Source organism: Sphingomonas sanxanigenens DSM 19645 = NX02 (assembly GCF_000512205.2).
GTDB lineage: Bacteria > Pseudomonadota > Alphaproteobacteria > Sphingomonadales > Sphingomonadaceae > Sphingomonas_D > Sphingomonas_D sanxanigenens.
Genome location: NZ_CP006644.1, coordinates 1,942,383 through 1,957,316, shown reverse-complemented (window position 1 = coordinate 1,957,316; position 14,934 = coordinate 1,942,383). Strand labels below are relative to the sequence as shown.

Below are 14,934 nucleotides of genomic sequence, written 5' to 3'. Positions count from 1 at the left end.
CATGGTCAGATTTTTGCTGCGTAGATCATTCGGCCGGGGCCGAGTTGGCCGAGAACTTCCATTATGGCGGTTTGGGCAACGGCAAAACATCCCTGGCTTCGCCCGAGCTTGCCGGTCGTCCGAACGATGTCGTCCGATACATAGGACGCCGCATGGATCACGATAGCGCGCTTTTCGGCATTGCTGTTCTCGGGGTCAAGACCGATCAGGCGCTGCGAGCGACCATGCTTGCCTGAATAACCGCTGCCGACCAGATAAGCACCCGCTGAAGATGCCGCCGACCCCGGTGAATTGGAGAAGCGCTCGACCCAACCGCTATGATCCGGATCGGACCCGCGCCCGTGCGCGACCAGCAGACTTTGGCTCCGCCCGCTCATCACATCGACGATATGGAACCGGGGAGTGCGCGATGCCTGGCTGAAATCCACGATACCGATTACGTCGCGTTGCTTTATCGTCGCGCCGTGGCGATCCAGCGCACTCAATGCGCGTTGAAGCAGAACCGGGCGCGGAGGAACTGGTCCTGGCAGGGCGGCGCGTCCGTTCGTCTGTTGTAACATGCCCAGAGCGACGGCACCGCCACCCAAAAGCAGGCGGCGCCTGGAAATGAATGTCACGCTTGTCTCGAACCACTATCTGTTTGCTGATCAAGACCATGATAAGAATGATATGCGCCACTTCACAGATAAGTACTAAACCTTACGGCCGTCCTGCCGTTTGCCGCTCGGCTGGCTTATCACGATCGGCGGACCGGAGTGGCCGCCGCTTGAGCGCCGAGCGCATCGTTATCAGACCGGGCAGCAACGGCAGCCACAATGTCAGGATTCTCAATAGCATCGTGGCGGCAAAGGCAGTCTCTATCGGCACGCCCAGGAGACCGAGCGTTGCGATTGAGGTTGCCTCGAAGCTGCCGAGACCGAGCGGGATCGGGCCTAGCGTGACGATGATCGATGCCATGATAAGCGCGATGAATCCGGTCCCGAACGCCGCAGGTTCTCCCAGGGCGTTCAGGGAAGCCCAGAGTGTCGCCGCATCGGCCAGGAAGACCGCCCCGTTGAAGCCGGTCACGCGAACCAGAAGCTGGCGGTCGCCGATTAGATCCGTCGGGGCCTGACCGACGATCTCAAGCAGGTTGCGGACTACGCCTACGCGTTCGAGCCGAGGCGACAAGGGTTGGCTGCCGCGGTGCCTGAGCCAGAGCGCGAGTGACGGAATCGCAAGCGCGACCAGCAGAAAGGTGGTGACCGCGCCGGCCATCAGCGGCGTCGCCTTGTCGTGGAGCCACAGCAGAACCAGCATGACGATCGCGAAAAATGCGAAGGCGGCATAATAGCCGATCATCGACACGAGCAGGGCCGCGACCGCCGTCCCGCGCGGCACGCGTAACCGCACGAGTTGGTCGACGAGCAGGACATTGCCCCCCATTCCTGCGCTCGGCACTGCCTGGTCGGCGAATAATTTGGTGAGCGCGATTCGCATCAATCTGGGGAGCGGACGCGGCGTTCCCGCACAGCGCAGCACCACCGCCCAGCCCGCCGCCACGCTGGCATAGGTCGAAAGCTGGAATAGGACGGCAAGAGCCAACCAGAAGAGATTGGCGCGAGCGACCAGCCGGCCAAAGTTCTCTATCTCGCCGAAATGCAGCACCGCCCCGACCAGCGCCGCCACAAGGATGATGCCGAGAAACCAGGGCCGCCATGCGCCCGACGGCTTTGTTGCGGTCGGCTCGTCAGCTTTCGAGGACATAGCTGCCCGGCGCGTTTCCGAGCGCCCCGGCGTTCACGCCGGAACCGCCGAGCGGCGGCGGTAGGCCTGGAGGACTTGAATGAAGGTCGAGCCAGGCGGCCCATGCCGGCCACCACGAACCTGCGCCTGACGATGTCCGGGCCAGCCAGGTTTCAGGATCGACGCAGTCCGCCTCTGCCGGTTGCGCGAGCAACCGAATGCCTCGCCGAGCGACGACAGCGCGAGCCCGCCTGCAAGGGTCGCAACGGCTACTCTCATGGCGCGAAGGAACAGTTCAGCCAATGCGCCGTCTGGATAACCAGCACATTTTGTCGCCATTCTGTCGGGCGTCGATAGCGAAACCACTGCCTGCTCCTCGTTGCCTGTCAGCGGCTCATAGGAACTTCTGCAGCACGACGAATTAGGTAAGCCTACGGACCTAGGCCGGCCGTCAGCTTACGTAGCTTTGCGGATTGGTCGCAGCGACGTGCCGACACAGAGTGGAAGTCTAGCTTTTACCCAAGGCGAGGACCGTCGCATGCTCCATCGAAGCAATGAATTTGGGTGGCCAGCGTCCGGCAATTCGGACGGCGGGCATCGTGGGCTTGGCGCATATTTGAGCGCGGTCTATCTCCACATGGCAGGCGGCGTGATCCTATCGGCGGCGTTCGCCCTTCTGGTCGCCTACAGCCGATCGCTGACGGACGCGCTTTTCACTGCCGACGGGCTCACCATCATTGGATGGATCGTGACGCTGGCGCCCCTGGGAATCGTGATCCTGCTCGGCGCCAGCGTTGACCGGCTGTCCGCTTTGACGGCCAGGGCGATCTTCATGCTCTACGCCGCGCTCGTCGGACTGTCGCTCGGCAGCGTGCTGCTTTCCTACAGCAGCGACAGCGTCGCTTATACCTTCGTTGCCGCTGCTGCCGGGTTTGCCGTGCTCGCGCTGGCTGGCGCGATCACGGGCAAGGATCTATCGGGGCTGGGTGCATTCTTCACAATCGCGCTCGTCGGGCTCATCATGACAATGCTGCTCAATCTGTTCGTGCGCTCAGGCACGCTCGATCTGCTCACCTCGGCCGTCGGCATCCTGCTGTTTGCGGGGCTCACCGCATTCGACGCACAGCGATTAAAGCGTCAGTATGAGAAGGGCGCCGCGGATGGGCGCAGTGGCGCTGCGGTAATGGGTGCGCTGACGCTCTACCTCGACTTCCTGAACCTGTTCCTGTCCTTGCTGCGGTTCAGCGGACGGGAGCCGCGGTGACCGATCCGCAGGCGTTCTGGCAAGCCACGCCCGACGATTCTCTTCGCACGCTCGCCGCGACCCGCGACGGGCTGTCGTCGGATGAGGCGGCCGCGCGCCTCGAGCGGGACGGGCTGAACGAGATATCCGCGGCGAAGCAGCGGCATCTCCTGCTCGACCTCCTGCGCCGCCTCGGCAATCCTCTGATCGCCATCCTGCTCGTGGCCGCCGGCATAGCCGGGGCGACCGGCGACATGGCGAGCTTTGCGATCATCTTCATCGTCGTCGTGCTGTCTACCGCCCTCGATCTCGTCCAGGAGCACAGGGCCGAAGCGACGGCGGAAGCCCTCAAGCAGGCGATCGCCCTTCATGCGACCGTGCTGCGCGATGGCAAGCCGATCGAGTTGCCCGTGCGCGAGCTGGTGGCTGGCGATATCGTCATGCTTGCGGCGGGCGATCTCGTCCCTGCCGATGGCATAGTCCTGGCGGCAAACGGCGCGCAGGTGAACGAGGCGCTGCTGACCGGCGAGCCTTATCCGGTCGAGAAGCAGATCGAGCCCGTCATGACCGCCGAGACGCCGGCCGACGCGCGCAACGCGCTGTTCCACGGGACATCACTCATCGGCGGCACGGCGACGATGCTCGTCGTCCAGACCGGTTTGCGCACGCGCTTCGGCGCGATCGCGCGTTCGCTCGCCGGCAAGCAGCCGGCGACCGCGTTCGAACATGGCATCCACAAACTTGGCACATTGATCGTGCGGCTCACGATCTTCCTCGTATTGTTCGTGCTGCTCGCCCATCTGGCCCTCGGCCGGCCGCCACTACAGTCCTTCCTGTTCGCGATGGCGCTCGCGGTGGGCCTGACGCCCGAGCTTTTGCCGATGATCATGACCGTCGCGCTCGGGCGCGGCGCTCAGCGGATGGCGAAAGCCAAAGTGGTGGTGAAGCGGCTGTCCGCGATCCACGACCTCGGCCAGATGGACATATTGTGCACCGACAAGACCGGCACACTCACCGAGGCGCGGATCACGCTCGTCGGCCATCCAGGCATCGACGGCGAGGATGACGAGCGGGTGGCGGAGCTGGCGGCGGTCAACGCCCGCTTCGAGACCGGCCTGAAAAGTCCGCTTGACCAGGCGCTGGTGCTCCACATGACTGGCCGCTCGCTCGAGGACTGGCGCAAGCTGGACGAACGGCCGTTCGATTTCGAGCGGCGACGCGTGGCGGTCCTGGCCGAGCAAGGAAGCGAGCGGATCGAGATCGTCAAGGGCGCGCCCGAGACACTGCTTGCCCTGTGCACGAGAGCGCAGGACCGGTCGGGGGCACTTCTGCCACTTGACGATGGATTGCGCGCGCGGCTGTGCGCATTGCGGGACGATCGGGCTGCACAGGGGCTCAGACTGCTCGCCATCGCATGGAAGCCGGCCGCCGGACAGGAGCGCATCGACGCACACGGCGAAGACGAACTCGTCTTCGCTGGCTATTGCGTGTTCGTCGACCCGCCCAAGCCCAGCGCCACAACCGCAGTCGCCCGGCTCGAAGCGGCGGGCATCCGCATCAAGGTGATTTCGGGTGACGCTGCGCCGGTGATCCAGCATCTCGTGGCGGCGCTCGCCCTGCCGGTCGAAGGTATTTTGACCGGCGAAGAGATCGCGAAGCTGAATGATTCAGCACTCGCTGCCCGCGTGGAACAGGTCGACCTTTTCGCCCGCGTCACGCCCGACCAGAAGACACGGATCGTGCGGGCGCTCCGTGCGCGCGGCCACACGGTGGGCTTCATCGGCGACGGCATCAACGACGCGCCGGCGATCCGCGCCGCGGATGTCGGCCTGTCGGTCGACGGCGCCACCGACGTGGCACGCGAGGCAGCCGACATGATCCTGCTCGCGCCCGATCTCGGCGTGCTCGCCGACGGCGTCGCCGAGGGGCGGCGAACCTATGCCAACATCATGAAATATGTCCGGATGGGAACGAGCTCCAACTTCGGCAACATGCTGACCATGGCGGTCGCGTCGCTGTTCCTGCCGTTTCTGCCGCTCACACCGGTGCAGGTCCTGCTGAACAACCTTCTCTACGACTTGTCCGAGATCGGCATCCCGTTCGACACCGCCGATAGCGACGATCTGGCGCGTCCGCAGGGATGGGATATGAGGGGGCTGGTACGCTTCACCGCGATCATGGGACCGCTTTCATCGCTCTTCGACTTGGCTACCTTTGCGCTTCTGCTCGGCGTCTTCCACGTCGGCATCCCGGAGTTTCGCACAGCCTGGTTCATGGAATCGATGCTGACGCAGATCCTCGTGGTCTTCGTGATCCGCACATCCCGCCCGGCCTGGTCGAGCCGGCCGCACATCGTGCTGACCGTCACGGCGCTGGCCGGCCTTGCGGCGGCGCTGCTGCTGCCGCTACTCCCCTCGGCCGGTCTGCTCGGCTTCACGATGCCAGGCGGAACCATATTCGGCGCCATCGCACTGCTGGTGGTCGGCTATTTGGTAAGTGCGGAGTGCCTCAAGCGATACGCTTTGCGGCCGGTGAAGTCCGCGCATCGATGACGAGGCTGCCATGCTGCACGACTGCATTCCTCGATCTACTGCGATGGTTTGAAATGCCGACAATTGCCACCGCGGCGGAGCGATGGGCCAGGGCCGTACGCGCCGCACGGCGCTGGTGCAAAGGCCTTCTTTCATCAATGCTTGCAGGCACCTTGGACATGATTGGAGATTCGGAACGGTGAGAGAACGACGTATTGGTTGCGACGCGCTGCGCTCGAAGCTGATGAGCGCGCAGGATGCCGCGCGGTTGATCGCGCCCGGCACCACGGTGGGCATGAGCGGCTTCACGGGTTCCGGCTATCCCAAGGCGGTCCCGCTCGCCCTTGCGGAACGGATCGAGGCCGAGCATGCGGCAGGCAACCCCTTCTCGCTGCGCGTCTGGACCGGCGCCTCGACGGGGCCCGAACTCGACGGTGCGCTGGCCAGGGCCGACGGCATCGAGTTCCGCCTGCCCTATAATTCCGACCCGATCGCCCGCGAAAAGATCAACCGCGGCGAGATGGAATATTTCGACATGCATCTGAGCCAGGTCGCGCCGATGGCATGGCAGGGCTTCCTGGGTCCGCTGGACACGGCGTTGGTGGAGATCAGCGGTATCCGGCCGGACGGGTCGCTGATTCCGTCGTCGTCGGTCGGCAACAACAAGACGTGGCTGGACCGGGCGAGCCAGGTCATCCTCGAAGTGAACAGCTGGCAGAACCCGGCTCTCGAAGGCATGCACGACATCTATTATGGCACCGCCCTGCCCCCGCACCGCGTGCCGATCCCGCTCGTGCGGCCGGATGACAGGATCGGCGAGACTGGATTCCGGTGCGACCCCGCCAAAATCGTCGCCATCGTCGAAACGGACGCGCCCGACCGCAACCTGCCGTTCAAGGCGCCCGACGAGGATGCGCTGACCATAGCCGGGCACCTGCTGGAGTTCTTCCGTCATGAGGTCGCGCGGAGCCGATTGCCTGCGTCCCTGCTGCCGATCCAGTCGGGGGTGGGTAACATCGCCAACGCCGTGCTGACGGGCCTTGTCGACAGCCCGTTCGAGGACATGACCGCCTATACCGAGGTGATCCAGGACGGGATGCTGGACCTGCTTGCTGCCGGCAAGCTGCGCATGGCCTCCGCGACGGCCTTCTCGCTCAGCCCCGAGGCAGCCGCAGGTCTCAACGCCGACATGGAGCGTTTTAGGGACAAGATGGTGTTGCGTCCACAGGAGATCAGCAACCATCCCGAACTGATCCGCCGGCTGGGCTGCATCGCGATGAACGGGCTGATCGAAGCCGACATCTACGGCAACGTCAATTCCACTCATGTCATGGGCTCGCGCATCCAGAACGGCATTGGCGGATCGGGCGATTTCGCGCGCAACGCCTATGTGTCGATCTTCATGACGCCCTCGCTCGCCAAGCGCGGGGCGATCTCGGCCATCGTGCCGCAGGTGAGCCATGTCGACCACATCAACCAGGATGTTCAGATACTCGTGACCGAGCAGGGGCTGGCCGACCTGCGCGGTCTCTCGCCCAAGCAGCGCGCGCGACTGATCATCGAGAAATGCGCGCATCCTCGCTACAGGCCGGCGCTGTCCGATTATTTCGAGCGGGCCTTGCGGTCATCCTACGGCAAGCACTCGCCGTCCCTGTTGGCTGAAGCCCTGTCATGGCACCTGCGCTTCGTGGAGACGGGCACGATGATGGCCTGATCGAGCGCGAGTCCCTGGAATCCTCGTCTCTCAACGCCGCCGAGCGGCCCGCTCGCCCCTGACCTTCTTGTCGCTTTCCAGGACCGCCCGCATATCGTAGATCGCCCACTGGCGGATCTTGGCATCCTGTATTTCCGCCAGTTCGCGTTTCAGGCCGGCGGTGAAATCAGCGTACTGTTCTGCCAGTCGCGACCCACGACCCGTCGAAGCTTCGGGTCTCCGGTCTTGACCCTGGGCTGCAGGCGTTCCGCCGTGCAGCGGGAACACCTCGCCCATCTCCCGCACGATGATGGAGGCGCTCAGCCGAGCGAAACGCCCACGATTGCACCCGCGCCATAGGTGACCACGGCAGCGGCAATCCCGATGGCGAGCTGGCGGGCCGCCGAGAACAGCGCGGAGCGGCCGGTAAATAGACTTGTGCCGGCGCCGATCAGCGCGAGAGCAAGGCCGCTGGCGGCCAGGCTGACAATCAGCGCCGGTCGCCCGGAGAGCAGCAGGAACGGCGCCACGGGGATGATGGCGCCGCCCGCAAAGAGCAGGAACGACCAGCTCGCCGCCGTCCATGCGGACCCGCCGAGTTGATCCGGATCGATCCCCAGTTCTTCGCGCGCCAGCGTGTCGAGCGCTGTTCCTTCATTGCTCAGCAGCCGCTCCGCCAGCGCGCGCGCCTGCGGTTCGGCAATGCCCTTGGCCTGATAGATGAGGATCAGTTCCTCCTTCTCCTCCTCAGGAACCTCGCGCAGTTCCTCTGCTTCGGTCGCGATCTGGCTCTGGTAAAGTTCGCGCGAGCTTGTGACCGACAGCCATTCGCCCATCGCCATCGAGCAGGCACCGGCGACAAGACCGGCAAGTCCCGTGAGCAGCAGCGTATTGTCTGCCGCGGCGGCGCCGGCCACCCCCATCACGAGGCTGAGATTGGAGACGAGACCGTCATTGGCCCCGAGCACGGCGGCGCGCAATGTGTTGCCGCCGCCACGGTGGCGTCCCTCGAGGAGCGCGATCGTCGGTCCTGAGAGACCTCCTTCGCCGGCGGCCGCCCGCATCAGCACGGCATGCGATCGCTCATCGGCCGGTAGCCCGGCGGCTTTCGCCTCGGGCTGTGCGTCATAGGCCGTGCTGCCGCGCGCCTCGCTGGCCGCGATCGCCGGCAGGACGAAAGCCGGTCCGAATCGCTTCGCCAACCAGGAGAGGATGCGTGCGCTTGCGGAGGGAGCAGGCGAAAAATGGTCGCCGCCTGCTTCGATCCGCTTCCGCCAGAACTCGCCATGGGCCTGCTCGACCGCGGCGAGCCGGTGGAACACCTCGGCCAGCTTTGGATCGGCCTCGCTCTCGGCCAGCGCCGCATAGACCGCCGCGCCGTCGACCTCGCCCTGAAGATTGGAGCGATAGCGCGGCAGGGCGCCAGGGTCGGTCCCGGTGGTCAAGCTTCTATGATCACTTTCAGCGCCTGGGTCGCCGCGGCGCGGCCGAAGGTGTCATAGGCGTCAAGAATGTCCGCCAGCGCGAAACGATGCGTGATCAGCAGCTTGGGATCGATTTTCTTCGATTGGACCGTCTTGAGCAACATCGGCGTCGTCGCGGTGTCGACCAGCCGCGTCGTGATCGAGATGTTGTGCGACCAGAGCCGCTCAAGATGGAGATCGACCTTGGAGCCGTGGACGCCGATATTGGCGATCACGCCACCCGGCGCCACGATGTCCTGGCACAGCAGGAAGGTGGCGGGAATGCCCACAGCCTCGATCGCGGCGTCGACGCCGCGTCCCTCGGTGAGCGCCTTCACCGCGTCCGCCGCTTTCCCGTCGGCGCTGTTGACGACATGCGTCGCGCCGAAACGGCGGGCGACTTCCAGTCGGTTGTCGTCGAGATCGATCATGATGATTTGGGCGGGAGAATAGAATTGCGCCGTCAGCAGCGTCGCGAGCCCGATCGGACCCGCGCCGACGATGGCGACGCTGCCCCCCGGCGCGACCTTCCCGTTGAGCACGCCGCACTCGAAGCCGGTCGGCAAGATGTCGCTCAGCATCACCAGCGCCTCCTCGTCAGCGCCTTCGGGGATCGGGTAAAGGCTGGTGTCGGCATGGGGGATTCGGACATATTCGGCCTGGGTGCCGTCGATCTCGTTGCCGAGGATCCAGCCGCCGGTGGTGCAATGCGAATACATGCCGCGCCGGCAATAGTCGCACCGGCCGCAGGCGGTGACGCACGAAATGAGCACGCGGTCGCCCGGCTTGAAGACGGAGACCCCCGCGCCGACCGCCTCGACCACGCCCACGCCTTCATGGCCGAGGATGCGGCCCGGCGCGCAGGTCGCGACGTCGCCCTTCAGGATGTGCAGGTCCGTCCCGCAGATCGTCGTCCGAGTGATGCGAACGACCGCATCGCCGGCGTCGCGGATTTCGGGCTTGGGCCGGTCCTCGAGCGCCTTGGCGCCTGGACCCTGATAAACGAGCGCTTTCATGGACAAACCTTTCTGTGACCGAATATTGGACATGTGCCTCGACGCGGCCCTTCAGGACCGGTGATCAAGACCAGCGATGTGAACCCGGGCTCGCGTCGAACCTATCCGTAGATTAACGGATCGAACCCTGTCGGCGTCTCGTGACCTCCGCGACAGGGTTCGGCTTTCCCGTGGGGCTGGCTAGATGACGAGTCCAAGGACAGCGCCGAACAGGATATCCGACGGCTGCTCGGTGTGATCGGCGTGGCGCCGCTGCACATAACCAACGTCCGGCTCGCCCGCGCCGTCGAAGCCGCCACCCACGAGATGAAGCTTCTCGAAATTGGTGATGTCGTGGCCCTGACATTCGCATCGCGGACCAGAAACCACTGTTGCCAAGGACATCGTCCCGCTGCCTACCTGGAGGCTGTGGCTGGTCGCATATGGCTATGGGTCATGGGTCGGATATCTTACCGGGTGTGACTTCTGGCGGCTCCTGCGACAGTACGAGAACCTGGTTTGAATGTTGCGCTGAACTGAACGGTTGGGGGGCGGCGCCAATCCGTAGATAAACGGAATGTGCTGGAGATCGCGGGAGTCTAGCAAGCGGTCGTTGGGCGTTGGACCGTAGAGGCATAGGAGTCGAACATCATGATCTACACGCAAGGATCGCGCTTCGGCGGCAGCCCGGCTTCGCTCGAGCAGCGCGGCGCATGGGGCTGGTTCGTGGCGCTCGGCATGGCGCTCGTTCTGTTGGGCGCCTCTGCGTCCGCAAACCTGTTTATCACGACCGTTGCGGCGACTTTCTACGTCGGGGCCGTCATGCTGGTCGCTGGCGCGTTCCAGATTATCCATGCCTTCGGCGTCAGAAAAAGGACGCGATTCACATTTTGGGCTCTCAGCGGATTACTTTATCTTGCGGCCGCTGCCGCGATGTTGCTCGATCCCGTGTTCGCCGCCACCCTACTGACCCTGTTCCTCGCCGTCTCGCTCGGACTCTCCGGCGTTCTGCGTCTCTTCATCGCGCTTACAACGCGCTCGCTCTCCCGTTGGGGGTGGATGGCCGTCTCGGCCGTTGCGAGCATCGCCGCCGCGCTGGTGATTGCGCTTGGCTGGCCGGTTAATTCGATCTGGGTTCTCGGGATGGTGCTGTCCATCGACCTGCTGTTCCAGGGGATCGCCCTCCTCTTGATCGGCCTGTCCCTGCGTAACGCCACGTTCGGCACGCGCGCTTCGGGCTGACGCTAGGGCGCAACGGGCAATCGGATCGATCCTAGGCACGATCGCCCATGATGGGTGAGCCAGACTTCGCAGAGCTGTTCACGGCCAAGCTCATCACGGTGCAGCGCGAAGGCTACGGCTTTTCCGCGCTTAAGGAAGATGCGGTGGCCGCGCTGACGTTCGCGGTCGTCGCCCTACCGCTTTCGATGGCGATCGCGATCGCCTCGGATGATGCCGGATCGGGGCCCCGCCGGGTCAAGGGCGTTGGCGTACCCGACGCCCAGCAATCAGCAATGGCGCTGGATATTCGCCAGCCTCGGAAGGGCCGCTGGTTCGTCACAGAGTCGCTGCACATCGGCCGGAATGCTTGCCCTCGTCGTCTGCTATCGAACTTCGTCGAGGTGATGTGCATGTCCGCTTCGCACACCGGCTCAGGCCAGCAACATCCCATCGGATCGAAGGCGGCGATAAGCATCTGCCGCTTGGAAAGCATTGTCGGCCCAAGACGAGTGCCATGCAGTTCGGGAAGGGCAATTTCAACATGGACCACGAGAACAGACTGATCGCCGCCCTCGATGATCACAACAAGATCCTTCCCCATACCGGCCTCTCAGGCAGGTTGATATAAGTAGGGGATGCCGCGTCGAATCCGCGACCAACCTGGTAAGTTTACTTAGCGCGATGCCCGGAAAGCCGTGCGAGACTGATAGTACCGCCAATGATAGGATCGTGACATGGGCCAGATGCATGCCATGCAGCTCGACGGACCCGGCAAGCCGCTGCGCATGGTCGCGCGGCCGTTGCCCGTTGCCGGTCCGGCGGATCTCCTGATCAAGGTGGCGGCCTGTGGTGTCTGCCGCACCGACCTCCATGTGCTCGACGGGGAAATCCCCGCCCATTACCCGATCATCCCGGGTCACGAGATCGTCGGCCGGGTGCTTGCCGTGGGCGAAGAAACCGCAGGTTTCGCGATCGGCCAACGCGTTGGCGTTCCGTGGCTCGGCTACACCTGCGGCGTCTGCGGCTATTGCAGGAGTGGGCACGAAAATCTCTGCGATCAGCCACAGTTTACCGGCTGTACCCGCGATGGGGGTTATGCCAGTCATGTCGTCGCGGACGCACGCTATTGCTTCGCGTTGCCGGACCGCTTTACCGACGTCGAGGCAGCGCCGCTATTGTGCGCGGGGCTGATCGGCTGGCGCGCACTGCGTCTTGCCGGCGACGCCCGGCGGATCGGGCTGTACGGTTTTGGCGCGGCCGCGCACATCCTCACCCAGGTCGCGACATGGCAGGGGCGTGAGGTCTATGCCTTCACTAAGCCGGGCGACGAAGACGGACAGGCGTTTGCTCGGTCGCTTGGCGGCATTTGGGCCGGGTCGTCCGAGGCCGCGCCTCCGGTTCAGCTCGATGCCGCGCTGATCTTTGCGCCCGTAGGGGCGCTGGTACCGGCCGCGCTGAAGGTCGTGCGCAAGGGTGGACGCGTTGTCTGCGCGGGCATTCATATGAGTGACATTCCTGCCTTCCCCTATGCCGATCTCTGGGGCGAGCGCTCGATCCTCTCGGTCGCCAACCTGACGCGCGAGGATGGCACTTCCTTCTTCGAGATGGTTGAAAAGGCGGGGATCAGGACCGTGACCGAACGGTTTACGCTGGAGCATGCGAACGAGGCATTGCAACGGTTGCGCGAGGGTCGGTTGATAGGTGCTGCGGTAATCTGTCCCGATCCGGAGAAATTTCGTTCCTGAGAAGCTTACGCGCGTGCGTGACGGAAATCGCCGGCACCGCGTTCTTCGACGATTTCAACGCCTGCAAGAACACTATCATCGCGCCGGTTGCATCGTGCATCTTTGGGCCTGCGAGCACATCGACAAATCGCGGGGGCGCCAGCGCGGCGCGACGGCGTTGCCGAGGTGTGCCGGGCATGGGCACTGGATTGGAGGTGAAAGTCCTTTACGGGGCGAGTTGGTAGCAACCGTAAGTCGAAGGCAACTGCACGCAGCGTGCCCGTCGGGAGACGGCAATGCGCTGATGCCGCGAGGTCGTGTGGGGAAGAAGTCTTAGGCGAACCGCAGCACCGAACGCGAGTAAACCCTTGGACAGGCCGATCCGGTCGGGTGAGCGTGCCTCATAACGCGACGCCCAAAATCCAACCGAGACCGGGGCGGTAATGAGGGCGGCGGCGGCGGGACATTCAGTGTTCTTACCCCGGGAGATCTGTTGGGGTCCGCGTGAGCGGTAAGCGGGCAGGAGGAAACGACGACCGCTGACGCCCCTGCAGAAGTCGGATCTCTCCGTAGGAGCGATGAAGCCGGTGAAAGTCGGCTGAGCAAAGGGAGAGATGGGTTGAGAAGGAAAGGACATCATCAATTGGGCTTCGTGTTCGCCGACAGCCCGCGAGGGGGTGGCGATGAAGGAGGCTCGGGCGAACCCGAGCATCGTTCATGGCTACTGCACACAGCGAAGCACAAAACCATGGCAAGTTCTTTCACCCGGGCAGCCGATTCGGATCGGCTGCTGGAAGCGGTGGCATCCGAGGCAAATCTCGCCCGGGCGCTGCTGTCTGTTGTACGCAATAAGGGTGCACCGGGAATTGACGGCCAGACGGTTGAGGAGGCCGAAGCGAAAGCTCCGCGTCTACTGGCCGACCTGCGTCGTGAACTGTTGGCGGAACGCTTTTACCCAGGGGATATTCGTCGGGTCTGGATTTCCAAGCCCGGAGGAGGTCAGCGCGGTCTTGGCATTCCCAATGTGAGAACGAGGGTGGTTCAACAAGCGGTCCTCCAGATTCTGGAGCCAATATTTGAGCCAACCTTCCATCCCGGCAGTCACGGGTTCCCTCATAATCGCGGTGCTCACACGGCAATTGGTGAAGCAACCGGATATTTGGAAGAGGGCTTCCGGACGGTGGTCGATCTGGATCTGGCGCAATTTTTTGACCGGGTTCATCACCAACGCCTGCTGGATCGAATGAGCCAGCGAGTGGCCGACCGGCGGATCCTCAACCTGATACGACGAATGCTGAAGTCAGCCGTGGTGATGCCGGATGGCACACGTATCGAAGTTGTTGAAGGAACCCCGCAAGGCGGTCCGCTTTCGCCATTTTTGTCGAATATCGTCCTCGACGAGTTCGATCAGGAAATGGCGCGGCGTGGGTTGCGTTTTGTTCGCTACGCTGATGACGCCAACGTCTTCGTGCGCAGCGAGAGAGCCGGGATCCGGGTCATGTCATCTCTTCGGCGATTTCTGGAGGAGCGTTTGCGCCTTCAGGTCAATGAGGAGAAAAGCGCGGTCCGGAAACCGGAGCAGGTCCACTTCCTCGGCTTTTGCTTTCGCTGTACGGAGGGCGTGTCCTCGATCGAGGTCGCGTTATCCAGCAAGACGAAGCGTCGGTTGATGACGACCATACGGGAAATGACTCCACCCAATTGGGGGAGATCAATCATGACCTGCATGGCCGAACTCAGTCGATACCTGAACGGATGGTCGGCATATTACCGCCTCTGCACCGCAGAGGTCCCGTCGGAACTGGGGGTCATCGACGCCCACGTTCGCCGCCGGCTCAGGGCGATCATCGTACGTCAAAAGAAGCGTCCGCGCTTCTTGTTCCGGTACCTGTTGTCACGCGGGGTCAGTCGTCAAGCGGCGGCTGGAACCGCTTTTTGCGGCAAGGGGAGCTGGGCGAAGTCAAATCGTCCGGGGATTGTGAAGGCTTATCCTCCTTCATGGTTCCACGAACGGCTGATCTCGCTCAAAACTCGATGGCACGAGTTAAACCCCCCACGGGTCAATGACCAGTTTGTACTGGCGCTCTGATATCAACCCAAAGAGCCGGATGCGTGGTCCGCATGTCCGGTTCTGAGAGAGCCGCGGTGGAGTAATCCGCCGCGGCTACTCGACGGCCGGCGGACGGCCCGGCCCGCCTGGGCCAGTGCCCACATATCGCCCTGACCCTGACTGCGCTGGCCGGACTTGCCGCGGCGCTCGTCGTGCCGTTCCTGCCTTGGCCGGGGTCGCTCAGCTTCGCCGCCCCAACAGCAGCGGTGATTGGGGCCATCGCGTTAAT

13 protein-coding genes are annotated in these 14,934 nt (G+C 63.8%); 7 read left to right on the top strand and 6 right to left on the bottom strand.

From position 1 onward, the window contains the following. Positions 1–5: 5 nt before the first annotated feature. Both NX02_RS08950 and NX02_RS08945 read right to left on the bottom strand, forming a co-directional pair. Positions 6–617: a murein L,D-transpeptidase catalytic domain family protein gene (locus NX02_RS08950; RefSeq protein ID WP_039996501.1), complete on the bottom strand. Its 612-nt coding sequence runs from the start codon at positions 615–617 to the stop codon at positions 6–8. 82 nt (positions 618–699) lie between these two features. Next, positions 700–1,746: a lysylphosphatidylglycerol synthase transmembrane domain-containing protein gene (locus tag NX02_RS08945; protein WP_025291858.1), complete on the bottom strand. Its 1,047-nt coding sequence runs from the start codon at positions 1,744–1,746 to the stop codon at positions 700–702. Positions 1,747–2,341: 595 nt separating this feature from the next. Here NX02_RS08945 and NX02_RS08940 point away from each other — a divergent pair. From NX02_RS08940 to scpC, 3 genes are all read left to right on the top strand, one after another. Continuing rightward, on the top strand, positions 2,342–2,989 hold the full coding sequence (locus NX02_RS08940; RefSeq protein ID WP_053000621.1) for a Bax inhibitor-1/YccA family protein: 648 nt from the start codon (positions 2,342–2,344) through the stop codon (positions 2,987–2,989). Continuing rightward, a complete protein-coding gene (mgtA, locus tag NX02_RS08935; RefSeq protein WP_025291856.1) occupies positions 2,986–5,520 on the top strand; it encodes a magnesium-translocating P-type ATPase in 2,535 nt (844 codons plus the stop codon). The genes NX02_RS08940 and mgtA overlap by 4 nt, the downstream gene beginning before the upstream one ends. A 178-nt stretch (positions 5,521–5,698) precedes the next feature. Then, positions 5,699–7,213, top strand: a complete 1,515-nt coding sequence (scpC, locus tag NX02_RS08930) for a succinyl-CoA:acetate CoA-transferase ScpC (protein ID WP_025291855.1) — start codon at positions 5,699–5,701, stop codon at positions 7,211–7,213. 30 nt (positions 7,214–7,243) lie between these two features. On the opposite strand, the gene NX02_RS08925 is transcribed toward scpC, so the two are convergent. From NX02_RS08925 to NX02_RS08910, 4 genes are all read right to left on the bottom strand, one after another. Further along, a complete protein-coding gene (locus NX02_RS08925; protein ID WP_025291854.1) occupies positions 7,244–7,489 on the bottom strand; it encodes a hypothetical protein in 246 nt (81 codons plus the stop codon). A gap of 23 nt (positions 7,490–7,512) precedes the next feature. Continuing rightward, positions 7,513–8,637 (bottom strand): VIT1/CCC1 transporter family protein, encoded by a 1,125-nt coding sequence (locus tag NX02_RS08920; RefSeq protein ID WP_025291853.1) that lies wholly within the window; start codon positions 8,635–8,637, stop codon positions 7,513–7,515. Next, positions 8,634–9,671 (bottom strand): zinc-dependent alcohol dehydrogenase family protein, encoded by a 1,038-nt coding sequence (locus tag NX02_RS08915; protein WP_025291852.1) that lies wholly within the window; start codon positions 9,669–9,671, stop codon positions 8,634–8,636. The genes NX02_RS08920 and NX02_RS08915 overlap by 4 nt, the downstream gene beginning before the upstream one ends. A gap of 180 nt (positions 9,672–9,851) precedes the next feature. After that, complete coding sequence (locus NX02_RS08910) at positions 9,852–10,055, bottom strand: hypothetical protein (RefSeq protein WP_157102599.1); 204 nt, start codon at positions 10,053–10,055, stop codon at positions 9,852–9,854. 246 nt (positions 10,056–10,301) lie between these two features. Between NX02_RS08910 and NX02_RS08905 the strand changes: the two genes are divergently transcribed. The 4 genes from NX02_RS08905 (at position 10,302) to ltrA (ending at position 14,684) form a co-directional block, all read left to right on the top strand. After that, positions 10,302–10,892 (top strand): HdeD family acid-resistance protein, encoded by a 591-nt coding sequence (locus NX02_RS08905; RefSeq protein ID WP_025291850.1) that lies wholly within the window; start codon positions 10,302–10,304, stop codon positions 10,890–10,892. Positions 10,893–10,939: 47 nt separating this feature from the next. Further along, the gene (locus tag NX02_RS32310; RefSeq protein WP_025291849.1) at positions 10,940–11,434 is read left to right on the top strand and encodes a hypothetical protein; all 495 of its coding nucleotides are present in this window, start codon (positions 10,940–10,942) and stop codon (positions 11,432–11,434) included. A gap of 171 nt (positions 11,435–11,605) precedes the next feature. Beyond that, positions 11,606–12,616, top strand: coding sequence for a zinc-dependent alcohol dehydrogenase family protein (locus NX02_RS08895; protein WP_025291848.1), 1,011 nt, complete (start codon positions 11,606–11,608; stop codon positions 12,614–12,616). A 631-nt stretch (positions 12,617–13,247) separates the two neighbouring features. Further along, a complete protein-coding gene (ltrA, locus tag NX02_RS08890; protein ID WP_232313873.1) occupies positions 13,248–14,684 on the top strand; it encodes a group II intron reverse transcriptase/maturase in 1,437 nt (478 codons plus the stop codon). Positions 14,685–14,934 lie beyond the last annotated feature (250 nt).